The organism is Ruegeria sp. YTSB088, from assembly GCF_059609825.1.
On the sequence record NZ_JBXWMM010000004.1, the window covers coordinates 218,786 to 243,267 of the forward strand.

A 24,482-nucleotide genomic window follows, 5' to 3' on the forward strand; every position below is an offset into this window, starting at 1 on the left:
TATGAAAGCACTCACGCTTAAACACCTGCGCTATTTCGAGGCGCTCGCCACGCACGGCCACTTTGGAAAGGCCGCCGCGGCCAGTGCGATATCGCAGCCCGCGCTTTCCATACAAATCAAAGAGCTGGAAGCAATCATGGGTGGGCCGCTGGTCGAACGCGCGGCCCGTCAAACCCGCCTGACAGCACTTGGCGAAGACGTGCTGAAACATGGCCGCGAAATCCTGACCCGGGTCGAGGATTTGGGGAATTTGGTGCAATCCCCCTCAGGCCCCTTGTCCGGCCGCATCAGAATCGGGGTCATTCCCACGGTTGCACCTTATTTGCTGCCCTCGATCATCAAAGCTTTGTCGCAACGTTTCCCGCAACTGACCATCGAACCAAAGGAAACGATAACCAAGACGTTAATCGGTGAAATACTGGATTCAAAACTGGATTTTGGCGTCGTTGCCCTGCCTGTCTCGGAACCCAACCTCCGAGAATTCTCGCTGTTCAACGAAGACTTTCTGCTGGTTCGCCCGGCGCAGGATGCCAAGCTGCCGATGCCAAGTTCCTCGCAGCTCAGAACCATGCGCCTGCTGTTGCTGGAAGAGGGGCATTGCTTCAGGGATCAGGCCCTGTCCTTCTGCTCAATCCGCAATATCGAACCGCAGCACATCATGGAGGGCAGTTCGCTTTCCACACTGGTTCAGATGGTCGGCGCCGGCATCGGTGTAACCCTGATACCGGAAATGGCGGTTGGGCTGGAAACCCGATCCGCGGATGTGTCCATTGCCCGGTTTCAGGACACACCGCCGACGCGGACGATTGGTCTGATCTGGCGAAAGACCAACCCGCTTAGCGAAAATCTATTGAAGATCGGCGCGATCATCCGCAAAACAGCGGAAGAAAACAGGTGGGGCATGAAACCACCGCAACCCAAAGCTATCAGCTGACCCCCCAAAACGTTGTTCCACGGCACGGAGTCAGACCCGCCGCAACCCATCAGTCGTCACCCGTATAAAAGCCGATCACATCATTCTCGGTCGTTGCGCCAAGACCGTTCAGCAATCGGTTGGAATAGTTGAAATAGGCGCAGACCTGGTTGACCTCCAGGATCTCTCCGTCTTCGCAGCCTGCGATCTTGAGCACTTCGAAGTCGGACTTGACCATTTTACCGACATCCGTCGTCAGCTTGGCGGCATAGCGCAGCAGCGCCAGTTCTTTGCCTTCGAATTCATCCTCGGGCCGATGGGCCTTGAGCGCGACAAAAATCCGGTCGCTGCGCGGCTGGTCCTTCAGCAGGTTGCGCACGTTCATGAAGTGATGGGTCAGTGAATAGGTGCAATCATTCAGGATCGAAGTATAGCTGGCGACAACCTCGAGAAACCAGAATGGCAACTGGTTGTCATCGGAATGCAGGACCGAACGATACAGCGTCACATGCCCGTTCATCGTTTCGGGGCGCAATGAATGCACACGCATGACCGTGTCAACGGTGCCATGAGGGGTGCGGGCCTTGTCCAGCAGCTCTTTCAGGCGGCCGTCGGCCTTGCCGTCCGAGATCATCTCGATCCAAGCACTCATTGCTATGTCTCCTGTCCTGTTCGGGCCCAGCTTATGAACAAAGCCCTCAAGCATGTCAGTTAATTTTTTTCTTAAGGTGAAATTTTTTCTGGATCACAGAAACGTGAAAGATGTAAAACACCAACGCGGGGGATTTTTTGAGGATCAGCGGAAATGCACAGTCCAGATCTCATGGCGGGTGCTGAAAACCTGTTGTTCAGATGCGGTGGCCTGACGGCGGGCGACCAGTTGCTTGTGGTCTGCGAAGATGCGGCCAACGGTTATTATGATGCCGAGATCACAGGGGCTATCGTCGACTGTGCCCGACAGAACCGGATCAAAACCGCAGTTCGAACTCTCCCATTCGAACCCATGGGTCCCTTGGTGCCTGAAGAGCTGAAATCGGCGATGAAGTCGGCGGACTGCACCCTGTTTCTGTCCCGCACCGGCGATCAGATAAGGTTCGACGCGGCCATGGAGGACGTTCGGCCCATCATGTCGTACGCGCTGGACGCCGGAATGCTGGCGTCGGGTTTCGGGCGAGCCAACTACACTGGGTTCGTCGAGCTGAAAAACGCTGTCAACACGCTGCTGGCCAACGCCGGGCGCATCCACGTGACCTGCCCGCTTGGCACCAACTTCGCTGGCCCGGGCGCCGCCTTCCCGCCATCAGGTGCCACGGATGTCAGCATCACGCGTTTTCCGATGTCGGTTTTTGCCCCGGTTCCCGCGCAGCGGTTCTCTGGTGTGCTGGTTCAGGACGGGTTTCTGGTCGGCACCGGATCGAAGTTCTATGAACCATACGGCTGTGACCTGCGAGAACCGCTGACCATCCGGTTCGAAAACAACCGCCTGACCGGTTTTGACGGCCATCCCATGGATGTGCATTGCGCGCAGATGCATTACGAAAAGGTCGGTCGGATGTTCGGTCTTGATCCCCTGACCATGCATTCCTGGCACGCAGGTATCCATCCGGGCTGCGCCTATACCACCCCTGCCCAAAGCAGCTTTGAACGTTGGAGCGGATCTGCCTTTGGCAATCCGCGCCTGCTGCACTTTCACACTTGCGGGCATTATGCGCCGGGTGAGATTTCACTCAACGTGCTGGATCCCACGATCCGGGTGGATGGTGTTGCAATCTGGGATGCCGGTGTTCTCCGGGCCGATCTGTTGCCAGGTGGAACGGAAATCCTCGAACAGTATCCCTGTATCAAAGCGGTGTTCGACGACCCGGCCCGACACGTAGGCCAGGGCGCGAACGGGCGCTTGTCGGCCGGTTGATCAGCCAGCCTCCTGCGCAATCAGTTTTGCAACCCGCGCGCGGAAGCGCATCGCGCCCGCGTCCAGCCCGAGATTGATATAGCCGGTCTTGCGCCGTGCCATGCCTGTTTGGACGTATTCCAGAACCTCTTTGTCCTCGTTGAAGGCCATGATCGCGCCCTCAAACATGCGCTGCGACATGGCTGCGTCATCCGCGTGCATGTTGCGGTGCTGGAACCAGAAATACCGAGAGGTTTCCGCATCGACCGGCGTGATGAAATTGTACGAAATGTTCACAAAGGCATTGGGCGACATCGGTCGATCCGCCCCGCCCTCATCCGTCGGAGTGTAAACGGACATGTTGATCGCCGTGGACGGCAGACGGCATTCGTAATGCTGCTTGCGGTCACAACTTGGCCCAAACGGCAGTATCGGCGCGTAGTAGGGCGGCGCGGGTTCGTCCGCGATCCAGCGCGAAACAATGACACCGCTTTCGGTTTCTTCAAGATCCAGCGGGCGGTTGTCGGTCCCTGCCCCGGCAAACGAGGTCAGATGCACCCAGGCCACATGGCTTGGATCCAGCAGGTTGTCTATGATGTAAAGGTAGTGGCACGCCATCTCCATCGCTCCGGTCCGGGTCTTGCCCCAGGACGGGTTGTCGAAATTGGGGATATCGATGATATCGTCAGTGCTGGCGTTATCCGGGTCTCCCATCCAGAGCCACAGAAACCCCCAGCGATCTTCGGCCGGGAAGGCATGCACGGCGGCGCGGCGCGGAGGATTGTCCAGCTGTGTGGGGGCGCTGACGCATTCACCGCCGCAGCCGAAAGTCAGACCGTGATAGCCGCAAACCACATGGTCCCCTTCAATGGTGCCCCGAGACAGCGGCAGCTTTCTATGCGGGCAAGCGTCCTCCAACGCGATCGCTTTGCCTGTTGTGTCACGATAGACTACTATCTCTTCGCCCAGCATTCGCACGGCGCTCAGGCTGCGGCCAAAATCCTCGGACCGTCCGGCGACATACCAGCTGTTGCGAATAAACCCCTCTGCTCCGGCCAGATCAGGACGCATGTTTCTTACTCCGAAAACACATCAAAAGCCTTGAGCGCCTTGGCGCTATACGCATAGGACGGCCCTCCGCCCATATAGGTGGCCATGGCCAACGCCTCGCACATCTCTTCGCGGGTAGCGCCCAGCCGGACCAGCGAACGCACATGAAATCCAATGCAACTGTCGCAGCGGGTCGCGATCGCAATGCCAAGCGCCATGAACTCCTTGGTTTTCTCGCTCAGCGCTCCATCGGTCTTGGCGGCCTTTCCCATGATGCCAAAGCCGCGCACTGTTTCAGGCACCTCCTTTGACAAGGCCCCGATATTGGCCTCGGTCTCGGCCATGAAATCTTTCCAGTCCATTTTTTACTCCTTATCCGCGCTCGTCCGCGCCCATGCGACGCTCCAGCCAGCGCACCCCGGCTGAGATGATCAGAACCAGGATCAGATACTCGAAAATCAGCAGGGTATAGATTTCCAGTGGGCGGTATTCCGTCACCACCAACTCATTCGCGCGGCGGGTCAGTTCCTGCATCCCGATGACGCTGGCGAAGGCGCTCATCTTGACGATGTAGATGAACTGGTTTGCCAGCGGCGGCAGAATACGCCGGATTGCCTGTGGCAGGATCACGTAGCGCATGGTCTGCACATAGTTCAGCCCAATGGTTTGCGCCGCCTCGCGCTGGCCTCGGGCAATGGATTGAATCCCCGCGCGGTAGATTTCGGCAGTAAAGGCACTGTCAGAAATCGCCAACGTAAGGATCGCACCCCAAAAGGGATCAATGGGGATGTTCACCCCCATGGACTGAAACACGATCGGCAAGCCGTAAAACACCCAGAACAACATCGGCAGCAGAGGGATGGCGCGGATGAACTCCACGTAAATTCGGTTAAGCATCCGCCAGCCGCGTTTCTCGGACAACCCCGGCAAGGCGACCAGCAGCCCGATGGCGATCGAAATAACGGCGGCGATCAACGAAATCTGGATCGTCGCGCCCATGCCCGAGATCAAGAATTTCACATTGGTCCAACCCGACGCCGTGGTCGGATCGATCACGTACCAGCCCCAGGTCTGGGACGACGAACATCCTGCCAGCAGAAAAAGTGGAAGAATCAGAAGAGTTTTTTTCATCGGCTCCACTCAGTGCTGCAAAATCTGGCTGAGGAATTGGCGGCACCGTTCGGATTGAGGTGCCGTGAAGAAATGTTCGGGGTTGCCTTCCTCGACAATTTCGCCTGCATCCATGAAGATCATCTTGTCCGCCACCTTGCGGGCAAATCCCATCTCGTGCGTGACAACCACCATGGTCATGCCCTCATTCGCCAGTTCGACCATCACATCCAGCACTTCCGAAATCATCTCGGGGTCCAGCGCCGAAGTGGGTTCATCAAACAACAAGACGCGCGGCTCCATGCACAGGGATCGCGCTATGGCGACGCGTTGCTGCTGACCGCCCGACAACTGAATGGGCTTTTTTTCGGCCTGATCGGGAATATGCACCCGATCCAGATAATGACGTGCTTTTTCCTCTGCCTCTTTGCGGCTTAGACCGCGCGCTTTGACCGGGCCCAAGGTCAGGTTCTCCAACACGGTCAGATGAGGGAACAGGTTGAATTGCTGGAACACCATGCCGACCTCGGACCGGATTCTGGCCACGGATTTTGCCTCATCCGTCAACTCGATCCCATCTACGCGAATGGTTCCTTTCTGGTGCTTTTCCAACTGGTTGATACATCGCACAACAGTGGATTTTCCTGACCCGGACGGTCCGCAGATCACCACCTTTTCGCCGCTGTTAACTGTCAGATTGATATCCTTGAGAACGTGAAACGTGTCGAACCACTTGTTCACGCCCACAAGTTCGATTGCGGCGTCTGGCATAAGCTGAGCTGCCCCTGTTTTAGTCCCAGTATAATATTTTCTTGAGGTTATCTTTCCCTTTGGGCTTAAATCAATGAAGAATACGGCCACAAGGTCGAAACGCCACCAACGGGAGAAACCTATGAACACTTTTTGGAAAGCTGCGGCAGCCGCTGCGCTTGGGCTTGTATTGTCAGGCGCTGCGAACGCGCAATCTGCACTGAACGAGGTGCTGGATTCCGGCGTGCTCAAGGTTGGCACCACGGGCGATTGGAACCCCATGTCCCTCCGCGACCCTGCGACCAACAGCTACAAGGGGTATGACATCGACATCATGAACGAGCTGGCCGCCGATCTGGGTGTTGAGGTCGAATATGTCCCTACCGACTGGAAAACACTGGTCAACGGTGTGGTGGCAGGCAAGTATCACCTGACCGGGTCAGCTTCGATTTCGCCACCGCGTATGAAGGTCGCGGGCTTTTCCGACAGCTATATTTCAGTGGAGCTCTTCCCATACACGACGAAGGATAAGGCCGACAAATTCGACGGTTATGACTCGATCAACCAACCCGGCGTGACGGTTGCAACGACTTTGGGCACCACATTCGAAAAACGAGTCCGCGAGTGGTTCCCGAATGCTGAGATCAAGGTGGTCGAGGCGCCGGCCCGCGGTTTTCAGGAAGTAATCGCCGGTCGGGCCGACGTGTTCATCACGTCGAACATCGAAGGTTCGACCCTAGAGGAAAAGTTTCCCATAGTACGCGTCAAAAACGCGGGCCCCCGTTCGCCGTCGCCCATCGCGATGATCCTGCCGCAGGCGGATCAGGTCTGGATAAACTATGTGAACAACTGGATCGAAGTGAAAAAGGCACAAGGGTTTTTCGAAGCAAATCGCAAGAAATGGGGTCTCTGACCCTTTTCACATTGCTTTGTTCCCCGAACGCCCGGCCCTGTTGCCGGGCGTTTTCAATTGTCGCCCGACACGGCTTTAGAAACCACGGTGACAAAGCTGACCTTGTCTGTTTTCAACTCGATCGGCCCGTGGGTGGCATTTGAATCAAAACTCAGGCTGTCGCCCGGACGCATATGATAAGCCGCTTCACCGCAACCATAGACCATCTCACCAGCTGTAACATGGATGAATTCGACACCCTGATGTTGGTAAAGCGGACGCTCGTCCAACGGGCCTTCCAATGTAACGCTGAAACTCTCGAAACTGACATGTTTTGCTTCCGCCCGACCGATCAGCTTGTAACTGTGCCCAAAACCGCTGCCCAACCGTTGAACGGTTACGCCTTCGCCTGCGGCCACAAATGACACGTCCGTGCGTTCGACCGTGCCGGCGAAAAAGTTGATCAGGGGAACGCCAATTCCTCCTGCCAGGGCCTCAAGCGTCGCCAGTGAAGCAGACACCTGACCGCGCTCGATCTTGGAAATCATCGCCGTGGATACACCGGACCGCTGAGACAGTTCGGCCAGAGTCAACCCTGTCAGCGTCCGGTGAGTCTTAACTGCTGACCCAACCAGTTGATCCAGAGGCGGTTTTTCGGCGGAAAGAACAGGTGAATCTTCCATTTGCGAAGCCTATCGACACGAATGAAAAAGGCAAAAGAAATGTCATCGAACCACTCGCATAAATTCGACGGCAACCCCTTAACCTCCGTTCAGAATGTCTCCTGTAAGATCATTCAACTTTGCCAACCCGTCCCGCAAATGATCTTCGGGCAGGGCCGAGCTGAACCGAAAATGACTCTCGACCCCGAACCGCGACCCAGGAATGACCAACACGTCTTTCTCGCGCAACAGGCGCATGCTGAAATCCTCCGATGCGATCGGTAGATTGAACCGCACGAACGACATGGCCGACGCCTGAGGTGGTACAACGGAAAACACCCCCTGATGCCGCGCCAGTTCTTCCGTCAGAACGTCAAACCCCGTGCGGATCAGACGGCGCGCGCGGGCTTTCAGTTTGGATCGCGCTGGTTCGGCAAGTGCCTTGTCCGCCAGTTCCATCGACAACATGGATGCCGCGATCGAGGCATATTCGTGCCGCCGCCAGCATTGCTGAATGATATCTTCCGGCCCCACAAGCCAACCCAGCCTCAGACCCGGAAGTCCATAGGCCTTGGACATGGAGTTCACCACAAGAACCCTGTCCGTACTCCCCCAGAAGGAGGGCGTTTCAGTATCTCCTTCCCGCTCGGTTCCAGCATATACCTCGTCCGAAACAATCCAGGCGCCGACTCGCTCGGCTGCCGACACGATACGCGCACGGTCCGCTTCGCCCAGAATTCGGCCCGTTGGATTGTTCGGATTGACCACATGAATGATGCGGGTCCGGTCATCGACGGCCCGCTCAAGCGCCTCGGCGTCAATGCCCCACCCTGCTGATTCGATCAGATCGACCCAGCGCACCTCGTTTCCACGATTGGCGGCGTTTCCTGAAATCTGCTCATAGGTCGGTCGAAAACACACAACATTGTCGCCGGGCCCTAACACCGTATTGGTGACCAGAGTGTTCGCTTCGGTTGCCCCGACCGTGACCATTATCCCATCCGGAGAAGCCCCCGGGTAAAAACCTGCGATGGTTTCGCGCAGGGATTGCTTTCCATTGACTTGCGGGTAATCGATCATCGTGGTCAGCAGAGTATCGAGATCAATCTGTGCCAGATCCATCAATCCCTGGAGCGACATAGGGTGTACGCCGCTTTCCGAGAAATTGAAGACCACTCCGTGCTCTGTGTCGGATAGGAACTGTTCGACCCGAAAAGGCTGAAAACTCCGGTTGATCATGACTCATCCTTTGTTCGGGTGGGCTTCGTGCCCGTCGCCCTTAATCGGCCGCTTCTATACGAACCGTCCTGATACTGGGATCAACGCGACTGTAAGCGGCCAGCAATCGTGCCGTCCATTTCTGTGCAATGTAGTCAGCCACAAACCGCGAGGGCGCAACCAGGGTGACGCTTCCCCCTGCCCTTTCCGCCTCGGACAGATGCCGAAACCAGCTCGCCCACAGCTCGGGATCACGCCCGTGGAGAATCGATTGCACCTGTGTCCAGACATCCTCAGCCGCAACTTCAGGTCCCACGGGTTTTGCCGCGAAAGGCACGACATTTGTAACGGGCTCAGAATCTTCACTCATCCGGGTCTGGAAATCGGGTCCTATGATCGGCCAGACCTCCTGCGTATCAATCATGATCTGTTTAAGGTCGATTTCGTAGACAGCGACCCGACCCCGTGCAGCAGGCCGTTTTACCGTTACCCATCCTAATGCGCGAAAATTGGCCATTTCGCGCTTTACGGTCCTTTCGTTCACTGCCCACAGGCGCGAAATTTCTTCACGCCCAATCGATAATTCATTGTTCCGCCAGTTATATCGGGTCGTAATCAAGGCGATGATGCGCAGTATACTTCGCTGTCGATGCTTGTCGCCTGACAACGCGTAAATGGTGAGCGCCGATAATATATCGTATTTTAAGGCCGCCGCATTTCGCCCGACCGGTTTAGCCAGCTGCATACCCGTTCTCACCGCTCTGTCTGCCTCGGACGGGTGTGTCCCGTCTATCTTGCGTTGTTTGCCAACGCTTTTCGTCATCTTGGCCTAATTAGCGTCCAAAGCTTCGATTCTGTCAAGAAGAGTCTGAAAAAGGTCAGAAACTTGCGCCAATCCAGATCAAAAAATAAAAGAAATCTGGTGAAATATTGGTGAGGGGGGACATACAGCGCGTCCCCCTATTCTTGTATTATGTCCCCCTATATGTCGCTGTTTCAGGACAAATGCCCCCCTAAATGCGGTTGAGGGTTCCATGCGAATCGTCGCCCTACATCTTTCGACCACCCGAATCGGATTCAGGCTTGTAGGCCCTTGTTTTCTTACCCGTGGGTAAGATTGTAGTTTCATCATATTTTCTTTTGCGTAAAGCGCAAATTAAGCGTAAATAACAAATGAACAGAAATTTACGTTCCAAGAAAAGAGACATGAGGCATGTACACGCACGAAGACCTGAATGCATTGCGCAATCAATCTCTCAAACTACAGGGGTGGATTCGTCAGCAGACTTTTAGCCCCGAGATGGAGAAGACACTCCGCCGGTTCTCGAGCTGGGAGGTTTCCGAGCTGATCTTCCGGGTCAACCAGTCAACTTTTCGTGGAAAGCTTGCCGCTGATCCATCTCTGCCTGGTGGCGAAGTTGAGCCCGAGGGACGGCAGCGCTGGTTTAGCCTGGAAGAAGTGAATGAGTTGCGACGGCGGCTCAAAGTGAATCGCAAGTCCCTTATGCCACCTCGTCCTGAGGGTAAACGCGCCATTCGCGCGGCTGTGGCAAACTTCAAGGGCGGTGCGGGCAAGTCGACCGTGGCGTTGCATCTTGCTCATGCGGCCGCGCTTGATGGTTATCGCGTTCTCGTCGTGGACTTCGACCCTCAGGCAACGTTGAGCCATTCGATGGGTCTGACCGATGTGGCCGAAGACTATACTGTCTGGGGGATCATGGCACGTGACCTGATCCGCGAGACGGAACGTATGAACAACCGGCCCGCAGCCGCGGAGTCTGGAACCGCCCTACCCCACCGGGAGTTGCCGCCGGCGATTACGGATATGGGGCTTGGTGACCTGCGGATCAGCGATTTCATCAGAAAGACATCATGGTCCACCATCGATGCAATACCATCCTGTGCGAACGCTGCCTTCGTCGAGTTCGCCTCGGCGCAATATCGCCACCTGAACCCAGAATGGTCTTTCTTTGCTGCGGTGTCCCGCTACCTGGATCAAATCCCTGATGATGCCTATGACCTGATTCTGTTCGATTGCCCTCCTGCCATTGGATATCAGTCAATGAACGCGGTGTTCGCGGCGGACATGTTGTATATCCCGTCCGGCCCGGGGTACTGGGAATATGATTCGACCACATCCTTTATCGGTCAGCTGGCCGAGGCTTTAGAGGATCTGGCTTACGGGTTCGACAAAACCTTACCCACGGGTAAGATCGGCCTTCCCAAAACGTTCTGCGAGTTGCGGTTCCTGCTCACGCGGTACGAGCCCGGCAACGCTTTGCATCTGGCGATGTTTGATGCCTTTCAGAAAGTTTTCGGGGACCACGTAGCCCAGCACCCGGTTGAAATGACCCGCGCGGTTGAACAATCGGGCCGCTTTCTGAGCTCAGTCTACGAAATGGATTATCGCGAAATGACCCGGGAAACCTGGCGCCGGGCGCGTTCGACTTTTGACAATGTTTACGAGGAATTCCGGGGTGTGATGCTGTCTGCCTGGGACAAGCTGGAGGATGACGCATGAGCCGTAAGCGCAGAATGTTTGATATCGACCTACCTGCAATGGATGATATTCCTGTCGGCAAGGTTCCGGACAAGGTTCTTGAAAAGCGGCGCGGCCCGATGGCTGCGGCCATTTCGGAAAATGCCGATGCGCTACGCGACCAGCAATCGACGGAAGAATCAATTCGTGCAGAGAATGATCGCCTTGCGCATGAACTGGTTCGCCTGCGGTCCGAAGGTCTGGTAACGGAACGGGTGGCATTGGCTGACATCCTTTTTGAAAAGCTGACGCGGGATCGCAAGCCGGGACCGGATCCTGAACTGGACGAACTAAAGGCGTCAATCCGGGAAATCGGATTGTCCAACCCGATCCGACTTGAGCGTCGTTCAGATGGTCGATTTGAATTGATCCAGGGAATGCGACGCCTGTCAGCCTATCGGGCCTTGTATGAAGAAACGGGCGATGAGTTCTACGCCAGAATTCCGGCGGGTATCTCAGAGGCGGGCGATCTCGATAACAGTTACCGGCGCATGGTGGATGAGAACCTGGTCCGCAAGGATATCTCTTTTGCTGAAATGGGCGCTCTCGCACGCGCGTATGCCGAAGACCCGGCAAATGATTGCCCGGATGTAGACAAGGCGGTTTCCACGCTGTTTAAATCTGCCAGTTATACAAAGCGGAGTTACATCAGATCATTTGCCAGTTTGCTGATGATGTTGGACAAGGTGCTGAAACATCCGAACGAAATTCCGCGCAACGTAGGCGTTGAGCTGAAGCGCAAACTGGATGCAACGCCAGGTTTGGTGCGCCAGGTGAGTGACGCGGTCATGAGCGAGCCGGACCGAGACGGAGCGCGGGAGGTCGCAATTCTCAGGTCTTTTCTGGGCGCTCCGGAAACAGGCGTGGCAAAGAAGGTTCCCGTTGAAAGTGCCGGCAAACCACGACGTGCAAAGACCACGTTTCAGGTATCTGGGCGGGCAGGGATCGCGAAATGCTCTGCTTCCAGCGGCCGAATTGAGTTGCGATACGATTTGGACTTTACGCGTGTCGACCGCAGCAAACTTGAGGCGGCGATTGCTGCTCTGATTGCTGCTCTCCCTGAAGAAGATGATCTTACCCATGGGTAAGATTCTGTTCGAAGGTTCGAAAAAGGGCGCCGGATCAAACCGACGCCTGAGTCTTTTCGCAAAAGCATAGCGGGTACCAACAAAAGCTTCCTGCCCACAAGGCTTCTAGGTTTGATCCAGTGCCCCGGGGCGAGCGTGACGAGGGGCTTGAGAGAGAGAGGCTTCAACCATTTGTTCAGAAGTAGTGGTTTCACGGGATGTTGTAGCTGCCTAACAGCACAAAGTTCAGGTCGACGCGAGTTTGTTTTTGTTGGCGAAGGGTCTCCGGCAACTGCTTGAGCTTGCCGCTTGCAAATGATGGAACGGAAGGTGCCAAGGTCACATGACAGCCAGTCTGCGCCAGATGTTCGGCGAGGTAGATCACACCTGATAAGGGATACTTATCGAATGCAATTGGGAGTCTGAATGGCTGCGAATGTAGTGCGCAAAAACTACTTTTTTTGCGCATAAAAAGGGTGGGGCATTTGTATCACGGTACACGGATGTGTCGCAAACTATGAGGTCAAATTGACGAACATGGGTAATCTGACGATTGTTCCCGCCGAATAGTTTTCGAACAGGTTTCAGTATAATCTCACTGAAAGGCTGCCATTTCCCCAAGGATGCGGTTACGTACGCTGTGTACTTCTATCTGCGGTACACGGTGTCATATCGCGATTTGGATGAGATCATGGCTGAGCGCGGTGTGCAGGTTGACCACACTACTCTCAACAGATGGGCTGTAAAACTCTCACCCATGGTAGCCGCCCGAGCGCAATCGAAGAAGCGCCCAACACAGAAATCCTGGAGAATGGACGAGACTTACATACGTGTTCGCGGCAAATGGATGTATCTCTGTTGAGCAGTCGACAAAGCAGAAAACACCCTTGATTTCATGCTGTCTGAGCGAAGGAACCGTCCTGCAGCAGCAATGTTCTTAGCCAAAGCGCTGTCGTCAAACGGATTCCCGAGCAAGATCGTCATCGACAAAAGCGGCGCTAACGCGGCCTGTATTCGAGAAATGAACAGAATCCCGAGGCGATTTGGGTGCCCAGCCAAAGCACAGTCAATCAGGTCCAAGTATCTGAACAACATGATCGAACAGGATCATCGGTTTATAAAGCGGCGTGTTCGGCACATGCGTGGGTTTATGCCGTTCGAATCCGCCTCAGCCACATTGGATGGCATTAAGGTGGCCAGTATGATCCGGAAGCAGCAATTCTCTAGCACTACTACCTCGGGATTTCGGACGTTTGCTGAGATCGCAGGATAGATGCGTCCAATAAATCGCCACCTCTGGCCGTTCAAAAAGTTTGCGACACATCCGATGAGGATGCTTCGGAAGACAATCTCTGGTTCCTGCCGGGACCGGTTGAAGAACAACCAGATTATCTGCTTCCCGGGGCGCTGGCGGAACCACCCGATACTTTGGTCATGGACGACTGGGCTAAGGCGGAAGCGGCTCACGCTGCGCGCCTCGCAAGGGTGGCTTGACGCTTGGGTGCGCTGGATGACCGGTTGCTGCGCGGCCCAGAAGGCTGGCGGCATAGACTAGCTTTGATCGAGGCTGCAGACCTCAGCTGGTTCGCGGGTGATCGGGTGAGCCCAGATCGCGTGGGCGGATGGCTGGACGTAACGGCTGCGGCTGCCAATCTGCACCCTATCACGCGCGCCTGCATGGGGTTTCACTTCTGGAGCCTAGCGGGCCTCGGCCAACATGGAGACCGGATGGCGGCCGCTGTGCAGCGCAATCTGGCCTGGCTGGAAGAAAGGGGCTGAAACGCGAGATGACGGGGCAGGGGCGAATTAGGATGTGGCGGTTCGACATCTAGGTGCTTTGAAAAACTCTGCGCCACTCCGGTTTTGCGTGACAGCAGTCATTCGTTCTGCGTGCAGAGAACGACGGAAGAGAGCCCAAAGTGACGGATGCTGCGAAATGCACGAAGAACTGATAACCACTGGTAGCCATCATTGATGGGCTGAGGACGATACAATCCGGGCTTTGAGCGCACTGTTCGTCGAGGTAGACGTTCGCAGCATGGTCGGCGCCAATATCGCAGTGAATTCACAGGCTACGCGACAAAGCTGTTATTAAGATTGGCTTTCAAAGCCAGAACAGGACGGTTGCCGCGAGTGCGATTGCCGACAGGAAGACCTTCGGGCATCCGTTTTATCGGGTCGCCACGCGCCGCCAGTCTTTGAGCCTGCCGAACATGATCTCGATCCGTTTACGCCGTTTGTAGCTGCGCTTGTCGTATTTCACGGCTTTCTTGCGTTGCTTTCGGCCTGGGATACAGGCGCGTATCCCTTTGTCTTTCAATGCTTCCCTGAACCAGTCGGCGTCATAGCCGTGGTCCCCGAGCAACCAATCGACATCCGGCAGGCTACTCAGCAATCCCCGTGCGCCGACATAATCGCTGACTTGACCAGCGGTGACGAACAGATTGAGCGGTCGTCCCTGGCTGTCACAGATGGCGTGCAACTTGGTGCTCATACCACCCCTAGTCCGGCTAATCAGGCGACGACGTCCCCCTTTTTTACGCCCATACTGGTCGCTGTTCGATGGGTTTTCAGTTAGGTTGCGTCGACCATCACGGTCTTCACTTCGCTGTGCTTGGCAGCCAGACCTGCCATTATTCGGGCGAAGACGCCCTGTCACTCCACCGTTTCCAGCGGGTGTAGAGCGTTTTGTGTGGCCCATAGGCCGCGGGTGCCTCGCGCCAGCGCAAGCCATTGCGATTGATGAAGATAATCCCATTCAACACACGCTGGTCATCGACGGGGGGTGCTGTGTGACTCCGGAAAGAAAGGCTCAAGACGCGCCATCTGCGCGTCCGTCAGCCAGAAAAGGTCAGACATGTTCGCCGCTTGGTTTTCCAACCGTGAATCATGACACCAAGCGGAAATCAATGGGTCCTGACCCTTCTGTATCCCGGAACTGGTATCCTGCCCCCGTCACGGGTCCTGGCCGGGACCCGTGACGGGGTTGTGCGCGACGGGCTCGGTTTCATTCGCGAAGGTTCTGGGTTTGACCCAATAACCAATCTCTGAAAAACGCTGACGCACCTGACTTTGATGTGCCTCTGGGTATTGCGATCTGATACCAGATGCATCGCACCGAACGATCGTCCAGACGCACCAACTGGCCCGAAGAAATCTCGCGTTGGCAAAGTATGTCGTCTGCAAGGATGACGCCTTCCCCGTCCACCGCTGCATCGATTGCAAGCGACAGGTCCGAATGGATGCGGCCTTTGCGCCAACCCTCGCTTTTGGGTTCGTGCGCTGCATACCACTTGTGCCAGGTCTCCTTTCCATTATCGTGCACCAGTTCAGCGCGCTGCCAGTCAATGGCGGAACCCTCAGTTGGCAACGCATCGCGTAGGTCTGGTGTTGCTGCGGGATAGCCGTCAATCGGGAACAGGTTGTCCCGTTCCACCCCGCGTTTGGGAACCCGGGTCTCGAAGTGAATGATCATGTCCGCTTGGCCTTCGCCAATTTGGGCTGGCGTCCATGCCGGCCGCAGATCGATTTCTATCCGGGGAAATTGACTGCAGAACTCGGTGATCCGCTTGCGCAGCCAAAGTGAGGCCAGCGCGGGCTCGGCGCTGACGACCAGGGTGCCGGACCTTGTCTTTCGCAACAGGATTTCACTGGCATCTGTCAAGGTCTGCATGCCGCTCGCGATCTGGGGATGCAGGTCACGACCATCGTCGCTCAGTTCGACCCGATTGCCGTGCCGAATGAACAATTCGGTGCCAAACCACAGCTCGAGGTTGCGAATGTGCTGGCTGACGACGCTGTGACTGACATTCAATTCGACCGCGGCCTTGGCAAAACTGGAGTGCCGGGCAGCAACCTCGAAAACGCGCAGCGCATTCAGATGCCGGAGGGTGTTTTCCATGAGTTCAGCGTAGGTAAAAGCTTCGCTGAGGGCAAGTTAAACCCGTTTTTCAGAAGGCCGTGGGAAAGTTAGGATTAAATCGAATTTCCCGCTTCCCGCGACCCATTGGAACCTGAATGACCACTCCTACGCCCTTTGCGGACCCGAATGCCTCGCTTGTGGTGCGTGACCTGCACATGTCTTTCGGCTCGGTTGAAGTCCTCAAGGGCGTATCGCTTAGTGCCTGCGAAGAGGATGTGATTTCACTCCTGGGGTCTTCAGGTTCTGGAAAATGTACGTTTCTGCGTTGCATCAACCTGCTCGAAACCCCTACCTCCGGTCTGATTTCCGTTCACGATGAAGACATCATCATGGCCAAGAATCGCCATGGCATGTCCCATCCGGCGGATGCCAGACAGGTCGAACGCATCCGTGCGCGTCTGGTTATGGTGTTTCAATCCTTCAATTTGTGGTTGCGCATGACAGTGCTGGAGAACGAGATTGCCGGGCCAATACACGTGCTGAAGCAGCCACGAGCAGAGCCCATTGCACGCGCCTGTTGCAAACCGTTCCTAAGTCCCGCCATCCGGGTCTATACCTACGTCTTCTGCGGCGCGCTGCTGCTGGTGCAGGTCTATCTGTTCTATTTCGGTCTTGGACAGTCTAAGGCCGTGCATGAAAGTTTCCTGTGGGATCCGATACTGAGCAGCCCGTGGTGGCGCGTGTTCACCGCGTTTGCGCAGAACACGGCAGCCTACACGACCGGCTTTTTGCGCGGGGCGATCGAAACTACGCCGCGCCGCGAAATCAAGGCAGCAAAAGCCTGCGGCATGTCACCCTTCACCCTGATGCGCCTCGTGGTCCTGCCCAACGCTTTCCGCCGCGCTTTACCGGCCTATTCGAACGAGGTCATTTTCACGCTGCACGGCTCCGTGATTGCCAGCACGGTTATCTTGCAAGACGTGCCGGACGTCGACCGATGGCTGAACAGCCACTACTATCTTGCCTACAAGGGCTTGCTGACGGCAATGGTCTTTTACATGGCAATCGTGTTCCTGATCACTTTCGCCTTCAGATTGGCCGAAAAGCGCTTTCTCGGACACCTGCGACCCCGTGAAACATCTGAGTCTGGCACCGCACGGGTCGCCGCCTAGCCACGATCTCAACACATCCTTCCGCAACCGCTATTGAAAGGTAATCCCATGACCCAGTCCAGGAAAAGAGACCTGATCGAAGGCCGCGCCGCACTTATCGTCATCGACATCCAGAAATCGACCTTTGCACCAATCCCCGATGACAAGCGCGCCATCGCCCACATGCCGGACTATGCCGACCGCATGGCCCGTTCGAAGGTGGCCATCGACAAGGCGCGCGAGGTGGGTATTCCCGTCATCTTCATCCAGGAGATTCACCGTGCCAATCTGATTGACATGGGCCGCGAAACAGACGGGGACGAAGATGTGCACTGCCTCGATAGCAATCCACTGACCGCCTTCGCGGAGGAAGAATTGGGCATGCGCCCCGATGACTATCGCATCTCCAAGCGCCGCTATTCTGCCTTCTACGGCACAGATCTTGAAATCCTGTTGAAGGGTCTCAAGGCCGAGACGCTGATCCTTGTTGGCGGGCTGACGGATGTCTGTGTGCACTACACCTTCGTCGACGCACACCAGGGCGACTACTTCTGTCGCGTGATCGAGGATTGCGTTGCGGGATCCAGTCTCGAGGCACATCAGGCGTCCCTCAAAGCGGTGGAATACCTCCAGCACGGGGCGGTCCGCAGCCTGGACGAGGTCCTGTCGGCGATGCAGGGACAAGCGGAAACAAATGCAGGTTAGCCAGACCCTGATGGCGGCCGGGCTGCCTTCGGCGGGCCGTGGATGCGAACGGTGAAACTCTTGATGTCCTCGTCCAACCACGGCGGAGTGCCAAGGCAGCCCGGCGCTTTCTGAAGCGGCTGATTTCGCAATTTGGCGAACCCCGTGTTGTGACCACGGATAAGTTGCGAAGCTATTTCAAGCCGGTCCGCGATCTTGCGCCGGGTTCGGATCACCGAGCACACAAAGGGTTGAATAGTCGGATCGAAGGATCACACAGACCCACTCGAAGGCATGAAAAGCTCATGGGGCGCTTCAATTCGCCTAAGCAAGCGCAAAGGTTCCTTGCCGCTCACGACCAGATCAACACTGTCTTTCGCCCTCGCCGCTATCAACCCTCCATCGTCTCATACCGTCACGCCAGAACCGATGCTCTCAGAACACCGCGCACGCGGTGTGGCTGTACATTCGTTTCAATCTGGGCTTGCGGGAAGTCGAAGAGATACCGCTTCAGCACGGGATCTACGTGTCTCAAGAAGCTGTCCGGCGTTGGGTGATAAAATTCGGGCCGGGGGTTGCTCGAAACCTGCGGCAGAGACGGAAATGTCCTGATGATGTCTGGCATCTGGATAAAGTTGCCGTGTGAATCTCAGGTCGCAAGTATTGGCTTTGGCGCGCTGACCAGCATCGCGTCGTGCCGCACTGAAACTGACTCGCAGGGCATCAATGGTTCGCTCACTGGTCACCAAGGATTTCTCCCGGCTGCGTTTGGTTTCTTCGCTTTCAGGGCCTTCGATTTATTCTTCGGTTACAACATCCGGAATTGCACGGGTGCGCTGTTAAACCCATTTCTCGAATGTTCCTTGGGCTCAGCTTCATGGTTACAAAGCAAATCATTGATTGCCAAATTGCTTCTGGATCTACGGCGATTACCGTCATCCAATTCTACCAGTGCCCGACCGGCTTTCCGGCGAAACTCCAACCCAAGCATTCCGATTTCGCTTGCGAAGTCATCCATCCCGTCCAGTTCCAACGCGCCACGGGCAACCAAATTGATGAGCCCAGTACCCAATACGATTTTCGGTATGTGCAGAACTCGCACATTGAAACGTGGGTTAAGCAACAAAATTTGTTGCAAAACGTCCGAAAGACCACAAAGCTGTAGCTGAAGCCGAGTCAGTCGTTGTATGTCCAAATCAAAAATGCGCAGCAAAAAAACGGATAAGGGTCAGAAGCGGGTTAAGAAATCCGACCGCCTGCGCGAGATATTGTTGGAACTGAAACTGCGACCTCATGTGCGTATCAGTGAACTGGCACGGCGGTTCAACGTATCAACAGAAACCGTCCGCAGAGATGTTGACGCTCTGTCTGTTGATGGTTTGATTGCGCGGGCGCATGGGGGGGCATCAGCCCCGGTGCAAGGTCATTACCCAAGCCTTGATGAACGCACAGGCGCCAGAATGGAAGAGCGCGAGAGGATCGGCATAACTGCTGCCGCTCTGATACAGGACGGCGAGTCAGTAATGATCGATTCTGGTTCCACCACCATCGAGTTGGCGCGTGCCCTGGCGTATCGAGGAATCCATTGCACGGTCATAACAAATTCGATTCCAGTAGCTATGACCCTCGGCCACGGTGCTGCTGAAGTGCTGCTTTGTCCTGGCGAATATCTTGCAGCCGAGGCGGCAACAATCGGTTCGGAAACGCTGGCGTTTCTGTCCGGTTTCAATGTCGATCGCTGTTTGATTGGCTCGTCTGGCTTTTCAGAGGAAGGGCCATCAGAGTCGATACGTGGTTTTGCGGCCATCAAACGCATGATGCTGGCACGGGCCGCTACAAGACATCTGCTGATCGACTCAGACAAATTCGGCCGCAAGGGTCTGGCCCATGTAGGCAATCTTGAAGGATTGGATTCCGTTGTTACCGATACAAAACCAAAAGGAGAACTGCAGAGCGCAATATCCAGTGCCAAGGTCAAGATCCTTGTCGCTGATCAACTATAAGGAAGAATGATAATTGGTGGCCGCAGAGGCTACGCATGATTGGGAGGAAGACATGAAGATCGATATCAAACTACTGATTGGAGCATCAGCAATTGCGCTCTTGTCGCTTGGCGGCACTGCTTCGGCGCAGGATTGTCCACGCGGTGATCTGGATGAGAGGTTCTGCGACGCGGACGGTGATCTGATCGCGGACATTCCCACAGACCCTTCCGAGCAAATAGATCCTGACACATTGATTTTTGCCTACACCCCGGTTGAAGACCCAGCCGTATACAAAACGGCTTGGTCGGATTTCCTTGACCACTTGAAAGCAGAAACTGGCAAGGACGTTGTCTTTTTCCCGGTTCAAAACAATGCCGCTCAAATCGAAGCGATGCGTTCGGGACGTTTGCATATCGCCGGATTCAATACGGGCTCGAACCCATTGGCAGTGAACTGCGCCGGTTTCCGACCCTTCACAATTATGGCCTCGAAAGATGGGAATTTCGGTTATGAGATGGAAATCATCACCTATCCGGGTTCAGGCATCGAAAAGGTCGAGGACATCAAAGGAAAGCAATTAGCCTTTACGTCGCCTACATCGAACTCTGGGTTCAAAGCGCCCTCGGCAATCCTGAAAAGCGACTTTGATCTTTTGCCGGAACGCGATTTCGAGCCCGTTTATTCTGGCAAGCATGACAACTCGATCCTGGGAGTTGCCAACAAGGATTACCTGGCGGCTTCAATTGCAAACTCGGTAAAATCGCGGATGATCTCGCGTGATGTGATCAAGGAAGATGATGTTGTAACGATCTATAAGTCGCAGACCTTTCCAACCACTGGGTTTGGCACCGTTTACAACCTGACGCCCGAGTTGCAGGAGAAGATCCGCAATGCCTTTTTCAGTTTCGAATGGGAGGGCACGACACTTGAAGCTGAGTTCTCGAAATCGAACGAAGGCCAGTTCCTTGAGATGACCTATCAGGAATTTTGGGATGTCATTCGGAAAATTGACGCTGCCAACGGTGTTTCCTACGCCTGCCAATGAACATTGGAAAATCCGGCGGGCCTGACAGGGCCCGCTATTCACCCTAACTCGGGGCATCTTATGCTGCGTCTTCAAAAGCTGACGAAAACATACAAGACCGGTGATCAGGCCTTGAAGGCCATTGATCTTGAGGTTCCAAAAGGACAGGTTCTTGCATTGATTGGGCCTTCGGGCGCGGGCAAATCGACCATGATCCGTTGCATTAACCGTTTGGTTGAACCCACAAGCGGGGGTGTCCTTCTGGATGAGGTTGACCTGACCAAACTCGGCTCGGGCGCGTTAAGGAAGGCACGCCGCGCAATGGGCATGATCTTTCAGGAATATGCCTTGGTTGAACGCCTCACGGTTATGGAAAACGTTTTGTCGGGACGGCTGGGATATGTGGGGTTCTGGCGCAGCTTCCTGCGGCGGTACCCTCAGTCGGATGTCGACGAGGCCTTCCGCCTGCTTGATAGAGTCGGGCTGTTACACATGGCTGACAAACGGGCGGATGAACTGTCGGGGGGTCAACGCCAAAGGGTCGGTATCTGCCGCGCTTTGATTCAGAACCCGAAACTTTTGCTGGTCGATGAGCCAACTGCGTCGCTGGATCCAAAGACCAGTCGTCAGATCATGCGCCTAATCACTGAGCTATGTCAGGAGCGCGGGTTAGCGGCCATTATCAATATCCATGACGTGGCGCTTGCCCAGATGTTTGTTCCCCGAGTCGTGGGTCTTCGCTTCGGCGAGATAGTATATGACGGCCTTCCAACAGGCCTGACCCCCGACAAGCTGACCGAGATCTACGGTGAAGAAGACTGGGAAGCGACAATCGAAAAAGTGGATGAAGATGTCGAGGCTGCGGAATGAGCCATCGAGAGTTAGACGACATGTTGGGAAAAGGCTGGCGTAAACCTGCCTTTGTGAAAAAACCATTGCTCCGATGGGCTTTGATCCTGGGCTTTTTTGCTTACCTGGTCGCGGCTTTCATGACCATCGATGTTGATTGGGGCCGGGTTTATGAAGGGCTGGACCGGGGATGGGCGTTTGTGCTGGCATTTACCAGCCCGGACTTCGTTTCGCGGTGGTCAGACATTTGGAGCGGTCTGCTGGAGAGCATCATTATGACCGTAACAGCGTCGGTCGTGGGCATCCTGATTTCGATCCCAATCGGTTTGGGGGCTGCACGCAATATCGCCCCTTTGCCAATCTACATAATTTGCCGTGGCATTGTCGCGATAAGTCGGGCTTTGCAAGAGATCATCGTCGCAATTTTGCTAGTAGCCATCTTCGGCTTTGGTCCTCTGGCCGGATTTCTGACGCTGTCCTTCGCCACCATTGGTTTTCTCTCCAAACTTCTGGCCGAAGACATCGAAGCCATGGACAAGGTACAGGCCGAGGCGATCAAAGCCTCTGGAGCGCGTTGGACTCAATGGATCAACTATGGAGTACAGCCGCAGGTGATGCCGCGGCTTGTAGGGCTTTCAATGTATCGTATCGACATCAATTTCCGAGAAAGTGCAATCCTCGGACTGGTTGGAGCTGGTGGAATCGGCGCGACGTTGAACACCGCGTTCGACCGCTATGAATACGACACGGCAGCAGCCATTCTTATCCTCATCATTGGGATCGTCATGGCCCTTGAATATCTTTCGGGAATTATCCGCGCGAGGGTTCAATAATGCCGGTACTTGAACGCAATGAAGTACAAGTCTGGCGACGTCGGACAACGGGTCAGAGTCTGGTTCGATGGTTCGGCTGGTTAATAGGCGTAGCGGTTTTTGTTTACTGCTGGCAACTCATCTCGGAATCGACGACCTGGTTTTTTGTCTGGGACGCGCCCCGCATCGCGAACGATATCTGGACCCGGGCAACACCTCCCAAATGGAGCTACATCACCCAGTTGGGCCGACCGATTTGGGACACTCTGAACATCGCGACCCTGGGGACAATCATCGCGTTGTTCATGGCGGTGCCGGTTGCCTTTCTGGCGGCCCGAAACACCACACCATCGGCTTTGTTCATCCGACCGATTGCCTTGTTAGTCATTGTCTCGACCCGCTCAATAAACTCACTGATCTGGGCGTTGCTACTGATCGCGATTATTGGTCCGGGCGTCTTTGCTGGTGTAGTAGCGATCGCCATCCGTTCAATTGGGTTTTGCGCCAAGCTGCTGTATGAGGCGATCGAGGAAATTGATCACACGCAGGTCGAAGCAATCACGGCAACCGGTGCTTCGCGCTGGCAAGTCATGGCTTACGGGATCGTTCCGCAAATCCTGCCCGCTTTTGCAGGCATTGCTGTCTTCCGTTGGGATATCAACATCCGCGAATCCACAGTGCTTGGGTTGGTTGGAGCTGGAGGAATCGGTTTGCAATTGTCGGCCTCGCTCAACGTTCTGGCCTGGCCACAAGTCAGCCTGATCCTGATTGTCATCCTTGTCGCGGTAATGATTAGTGAATGGGTCTCGGCGAAAGTTCGAGGAGCGATCATTTGACCGAATTCTCAGCGCGAGAGGCTTTTGATGCCTACGAGGCTGTACGCCACCGCCTTCCTGAAACCACACCGTCTGAAGTGAGCTTGCGCAAGGCAGCGACGTTGGAGGAAATAGCTGATGAGTTCGACGTTTTCCTTCTTGATGCTTTCGGTGTTCTCAATATCGGCGATACGGCGATTCCAGGCACACCGGAACGGGTCAGGTCACTGAAAGCCGCTGGCAAGCGTGTTCTGGTCGTGTCGAATGCCGCATCAGTCCCGCACGAAGCTCTTTTGGAAAAATATACCAGGCTTGGTTATGATTTCGCACCGCAGGACGTAATCACCAGCCGGGCAACTTTGTTGGGTGAACTAAACGGCCAAAGTAAGCTGCATTGGGGATTGATGGCGACACCAGGTGACGGTCTTCGCGATCTGGAGGGGTTGCAAGTATCCTATCTGGAAGATGACCCGAAACCCTACGAAACCGTCGACGGATTTTTAATGATCGGGTCAGCGGTCTGGACCGAAACGCGGCAAGCCATGTTGGAAACTGCCTTGTTAAAACGTCCCCGCCCGGTAATGGTCGGCAACCCTGACATAGTCGCGCCTCGCGAGTATGGCTTTTCCAAAGAGCCCGGTCTTTTCGCGCACAGGCTGGCAGACCGAACAGGTATTGCGCCTCAGTTTTTTGGAAAGCCTTTCGGCAACATTTATGATCTTGCTTTCCAACGCCTCGGGCACATCGACAAATCCCGCGTGCTGATGGTTGGCGACAGCCTGCACACAGACATCGTGGGGGCACGCAATGCCGGGATAGTATCGGCACTCATCTCAGGATTTGGATTCTTCGCCGGGCATGATGTTGAAGCCGCCATCAAGAAGGCAAAGATTGTACCGGACTTTGTCGTAAACCGGCCTTGATGAGACTGTTGCATTGACGGAGTGACGTAACGATTTTTGATTTTTGAATTCGCTCATTCCGCGCATGTCGCCTTTCAAGCATCATCGTTTTCCACGTGACATCATCTTGTACGCCGCCCGGTGATATCTCATCTTCACTCCTTGGTGGTTAGGATGAGACAGAAATCCTCTCTTATAAAATCGACCCAAACTGTCCCATTGGCGCTGACGTCAGACACAAGGTGTCCCCAATGGTTTTTGTTGCGAAGCTTCTTGCTGACTGAAGAGGTTACGTTGGATCTGCGA

Annotated in this window: 23 protein-coding genes and 5 pseudogenes; 17 read left to right on the forward strand and 11 right to left on the reverse strand. The window is 55.2% G+C overall.

What is annotated here, in order from left to right:
- Position 1 precedes the first annotated feature (1 nt).
- Entirely contained in the window at positions 2 to 934 is a 933-nt protein-coding gene (locus AC2FFA_RS08450; protein WP_496851136.1) for a hydrogen peroxide-inducible genes activator, read from the forward strand.
- A 49-nt stretch (positions 935 to 983) separates the two neighbouring features.
- Here the strand turns inward: AC2FFA_RS08450 and AC2FFA_RS08455 are convergent, their stop codons facing one another.
- Positions 984 to 1,565, reverse strand: coding sequence for a carboxymuconolactone decarboxylase family protein (locus AC2FFA_RS08455; protein ID WP_299897567.1), 582 nt, complete (start codon positions 1,563 to 1,565; stop codon positions 984 to 986).
- A 153-nt stretch (positions 1,566 to 1,718) separates the two neighbouring features.
- Between AC2FFA_RS08455 and AC2FFA_RS08460 the strand changes: the two genes are divergently transcribed.
- Positions 1,719 to 2,825 carry a hypothetical protein gene (locus AC2FFA_RS08460; protein ID WP_496851138.1) on the forward strand — a complete coding sequence of 369 codons (1,107 nt, stop codon included), beginning with the start codon at positions 1,719 to 1,721 and terminating at the stop codon, positions 2,823 to 2,825.
- Here the strand turns inward: AC2FFA_RS08460 and AC2FFA_RS08465 are convergent, their stop codons facing one another.
- Genes AC2FFA_RS08465 through AC2FFA_RS08480 form a run of 4 tightly spaced genes read right to left on the reverse strand, consistent with a single transcriptional unit; the run spans position 2,826 to position 5,735 of the window.
- Positions 2,826 to 3,875, reverse strand: coding sequence for an aromatic ring-hydroxylating dioxygenase subunit alpha (locus AC2FFA_RS08465; protein ID WP_496851140.1), 1,050 nt, complete (start codon positions 3,873 to 3,875; stop codon positions 2,826 to 2,828).
- Positions 3,876 to 3,880: 5 nt separating this feature from the next.
- The gene (locus tag AC2FFA_RS08470) at positions 3,881 to 4,216 is read right to left on the reverse strand and encodes a carboxymuconolactone decarboxylase family protein (protein WP_496851142.1); all 336 of its coding nucleotides are present in this window, start codon (positions 4,214 to 4,216) and stop codon (positions 3,881 to 3,883) included.
- Positions 4,217 to 4,226: 10 nt separating this feature from the next.
- The gene (locus AC2FFA_RS08475) at positions 4,227 to 4,985 is read right to left on the reverse strand and encodes an amino acid ABC transporter permease (protein WP_299897579.1); all 759 of its coding nucleotides are present in this window, start codon (positions 4,983 to 4,985) and stop codon (positions 4,227 to 4,229) included.
- 9 nt (positions 4,986 to 4,994) lie between these two features.
- Complete coding sequence (locus AC2FFA_RS08480) at positions 4,995 to 5,735, reverse strand: amino acid ABC transporter ATP-binding protein (RefSeq protein ID WP_117873952.1); 741 nt, start codon at positions 5,733 to 5,735, stop codon at positions 4,995 to 4,997.
- A 121-nt stretch (positions 5,736 to 5,856) separates the two neighbouring features.
- On the opposite strand from AC2FFA_RS08480, the gene AC2FFA_RS08485 reads away from it, so the two are divergent.
- Positions 5,857 to 6,627 carry a transporter substrate-binding domain-containing protein gene (locus tag AC2FFA_RS08485; protein WP_117873954.1) on the forward strand — a complete coding sequence of 257 codons (771 nt, stop codon included), beginning with the start codon at positions 5,857 to 5,859 and terminating at the stop codon, positions 6,625 to 6,627.
- 53 nt (positions 6,628 to 6,680) lie between these two features.
- Here the strand turns inward: AC2FFA_RS08485 and AC2FFA_RS08490 are convergent, their stop codons facing one another.
- From AC2FFA_RS08490 to AC2FFA_RS08500, 3 genes are all read right to left on the reverse strand, one after another.
- Positions 6,681 to 7,289 carry a helix-turn-helix domain-containing protein gene (locus AC2FFA_RS08490; protein WP_117873956.1) on the reverse strand — a complete coding sequence of 203 codons (609 nt, stop codon included), beginning with the start codon at positions 7,287 to 7,289 and terminating at the stop codon, positions 6,681 to 6,683.
- A gap of 78 nt (positions 7,290 to 7,367) precedes the next feature.
- A complete protein-coding gene (locus tag AC2FFA_RS08495; protein ID WP_496851145.1) occupies positions 7,368 to 8,507 on the reverse strand; it encodes an aminotransferase class I/II-fold pyridoxal phosphate-dependent enzyme in 1,140 nt (379 codons plus the stop codon).
- Positions 8,508 to 8,547: 40 nt separating this feature from the next.
- Positions 8,548 to 9,231: a DnaA N-terminal domain-containing protein gene (locus AC2FFA_RS08500; protein ID WP_496851147.1), complete on the reverse strand. Its 684-nt coding sequence runs from the start codon at positions 9,229 to 9,231 to the stop codon at positions 8,548 to 8,550.
- A gap of 468 nt (positions 9,232 to 9,699) precedes the next feature.
- Between AC2FFA_RS08500 and AC2FFA_RS08505 the strand changes: the two genes are divergently transcribed.
- Both AC2FFA_RS08505 and AC2FFA_RS08510 read left to right on the forward strand, forming a co-directional pair.
- A complete protein-coding gene (locus AC2FFA_RS08505; RefSeq protein ID WP_117873962.1) occupies positions 9,700 to 11,007 on the forward strand; it encodes an AAA family ATPase in 1,308 nt (435 codons plus the stop codon).
- Positions 11,004 to 12,113, forward strand: a complete 1,110-nt coding sequence (locus AC2FFA_RS08510) for a ParB/RepB/Spo0J family partition protein (protein WP_496851149.1) — start codon at positions 11,004 to 11,006, stop codon at positions 12,111 to 12,113. The genes AC2FFA_RS08505 and AC2FFA_RS08510 overlap by 4 nt, the downstream gene beginning before the upstream one ends.
- Before the next feature lie 190 nt (positions 12,114 to 12,303).
- Here AC2FFA_RS08510 and AC2FFA_RS08515 read toward each other — a convergent pair whose 3' ends face one another.
- Positions 12,304 to 12,477, reverse strand: coding sequence for a hypothetical protein (locus tag AC2FFA_RS08515; RefSeq protein WP_496851151.1), 174 nt, complete (start codon positions 12,475 to 12,477; stop codon positions 12,304 to 12,306).
- A gap of 204 nt (positions 12,478 to 12,681) precedes the next feature.
- Between AC2FFA_RS08515 and AC2FFA_RS08520 the strand changes: the two are divergent.
- Positions 12,682 to 13,365 (forward strand): annotated as a pseudogene (locus AC2FFA_RS08520) (IS6 family transposase).
- Positions 13,366 to 13,388: 23 nt separating this feature from the next.
- Positions 13,389 to 13,835, forward strand: a pseudogene (locus tag AC2FFA_RS08525) (hypothetical protein); the annotation flags it as partial.
- 361 nt (positions 13,836 to 14,196) lie between these two features.
- On the opposite strand, the pseudogene AC2FFA_RS08530 reads toward AC2FFA_RS08525, so the two are convergent.
- Positions 14,197 to 14,951 (reverse strand): annotated as a pseudogene (locus AC2FFA_RS08530) (IS5 family transposase).
- Positions 14,952 to 15,099: 148 nt separating this feature from the next.
- A complete protein-coding gene (locus tag AC2FFA_RS08535) occupies positions 15,100 to 15,993 on the reverse strand; it encodes a LysR family transcriptional regulator (RefSeq protein WP_496851153.1) in 894 nt (297 codons plus the stop codon).
- Positions 15,994 to 16,109: 116 nt separating this feature from the next.
- On the opposite strand from AC2FFA_RS08535, the gene AC2FFA_RS08540 reads away from it, so the two are divergent.
- The 10 genes and pseudogenes from AC2FFA_RS08540 to AC2FFA_RS08585 all read left to right on the forward strand — a co-directional run bounded on the left by AC2FFA_RS08540 (position 16,110) and on the right by AC2FFA_RS08585 (position 24,197).
- The gene (locus AC2FFA_RS08540; protein WP_496851154.1) at positions 16,110 to 17,126 is read left to right on the forward strand and encodes an ABC transporter permease subunit; all 1,017 of its coding nucleotides are present in this window, start codon (positions 16,110 to 16,112) and stop codon (positions 17,124 to 17,126) included.
- 48 nt (positions 17,127 to 17,174) lie between these two features.
- A complete protein-coding gene (locus AC2FFA_RS08545; protein ID WP_117873969.1) occupies positions 17,175 to 17,810 on the forward strand; it encodes a cysteine hydrolase family protein in 636 nt (211 codons plus the stop codon).
- A gap of 26 nt (positions 17,811 to 17,836) precedes the next feature.
- Positions 17,837 to 18,223, forward strand: a pseudogene (locus tag AC2FFA_RS08550) (IS6 family transposase); the annotation flags it as partial.
- Positions 18,199 to 18,432: pseudogene (locus AC2FFA_RS08555) on the forward strand (hypothetical protein); the annotation flags it as partial. The pseudogenes AC2FFA_RS08550 and AC2FFA_RS08555, both read left to right, overlap by 25 nt.
- Positions 18,433 to 18,991: 559 nt before the next feature.
- Positions 18,992 to 19,792, forward strand: coding sequence for a DeoR/GlpR family DNA-binding transcription regulator (locus tag AC2FFA_RS08560; RefSeq protein ID WP_496719340.1), 801 nt, complete (start codon positions 18,992 to 18,994; stop codon positions 19,790 to 19,792).
- A gap of 52 nt (positions 19,793 to 19,844) precedes the next feature.
- Positions 19,845 to 20,819 carry a phosphate/phosphite/phosphonate ABC transporter substrate-binding protein gene (gene phnD / locus AC2FFA_RS08565; protein ID WP_299897604.1) on the forward strand — a complete coding sequence of 325 codons (975 nt, stop codon included), beginning with the start codon at positions 19,845 to 19,847 and terminating at the stop codon, positions 20,817 to 20,819.
- Between the two features lie 60 nt (positions 20,820 to 20,879).
- The gene (gene phnC / locus AC2FFA_RS08570) at positions 20,880 to 21,668 is read left to right on the forward strand and encodes a phosphonate ABC transporter ATP-binding protein (protein WP_117873977.1); all 789 of its coding nucleotides are present in this window, start codon (positions 20,880 to 20,882) and stop codon (positions 21,666 to 21,668) included.
- Positions 21,665 to 22,480: a phosphonate ABC transporter, permease protein PhnE gene (phnE, locus tag AC2FFA_RS08575; protein WP_496851156.1), complete on the forward strand. Its 816-nt coding sequence runs from the start codon at positions 21,665 to 21,667 to the stop codon at positions 22,478 to 22,480. Before phnC ends, phnE (AC2FFA_RS08575) begins: the two co-directional genes overlap by 4 nt.
- Entirely contained in the window at positions 22,480 to 23,295 is an 816-nt protein-coding gene (phnE, locus tag AC2FFA_RS08580) for a phosphonate ABC transporter, permease protein PhnE (protein ID WP_117873982.1), read from the forward strand. Before phnE (AC2FFA_RS08575) ends, phnE (AC2FFA_RS08580) begins: the two co-directional genes overlap by 1 nt.
- Complete coding sequence (locus AC2FFA_RS08585; RefSeq protein ID WP_496851157.1) at positions 23,292 to 24,197, forward strand: HAD-IIA family hydrolase; 906 nt, start codon at positions 23,292 to 23,294, stop codon at positions 24,195 to 24,197. Before phnE (AC2FFA_RS08580) ends, AC2FFA_RS08585 begins: the two co-directional genes overlap by 4 nt.
- Positions 24,198 to 24,482 lie beyond the last annotated feature (285 nt).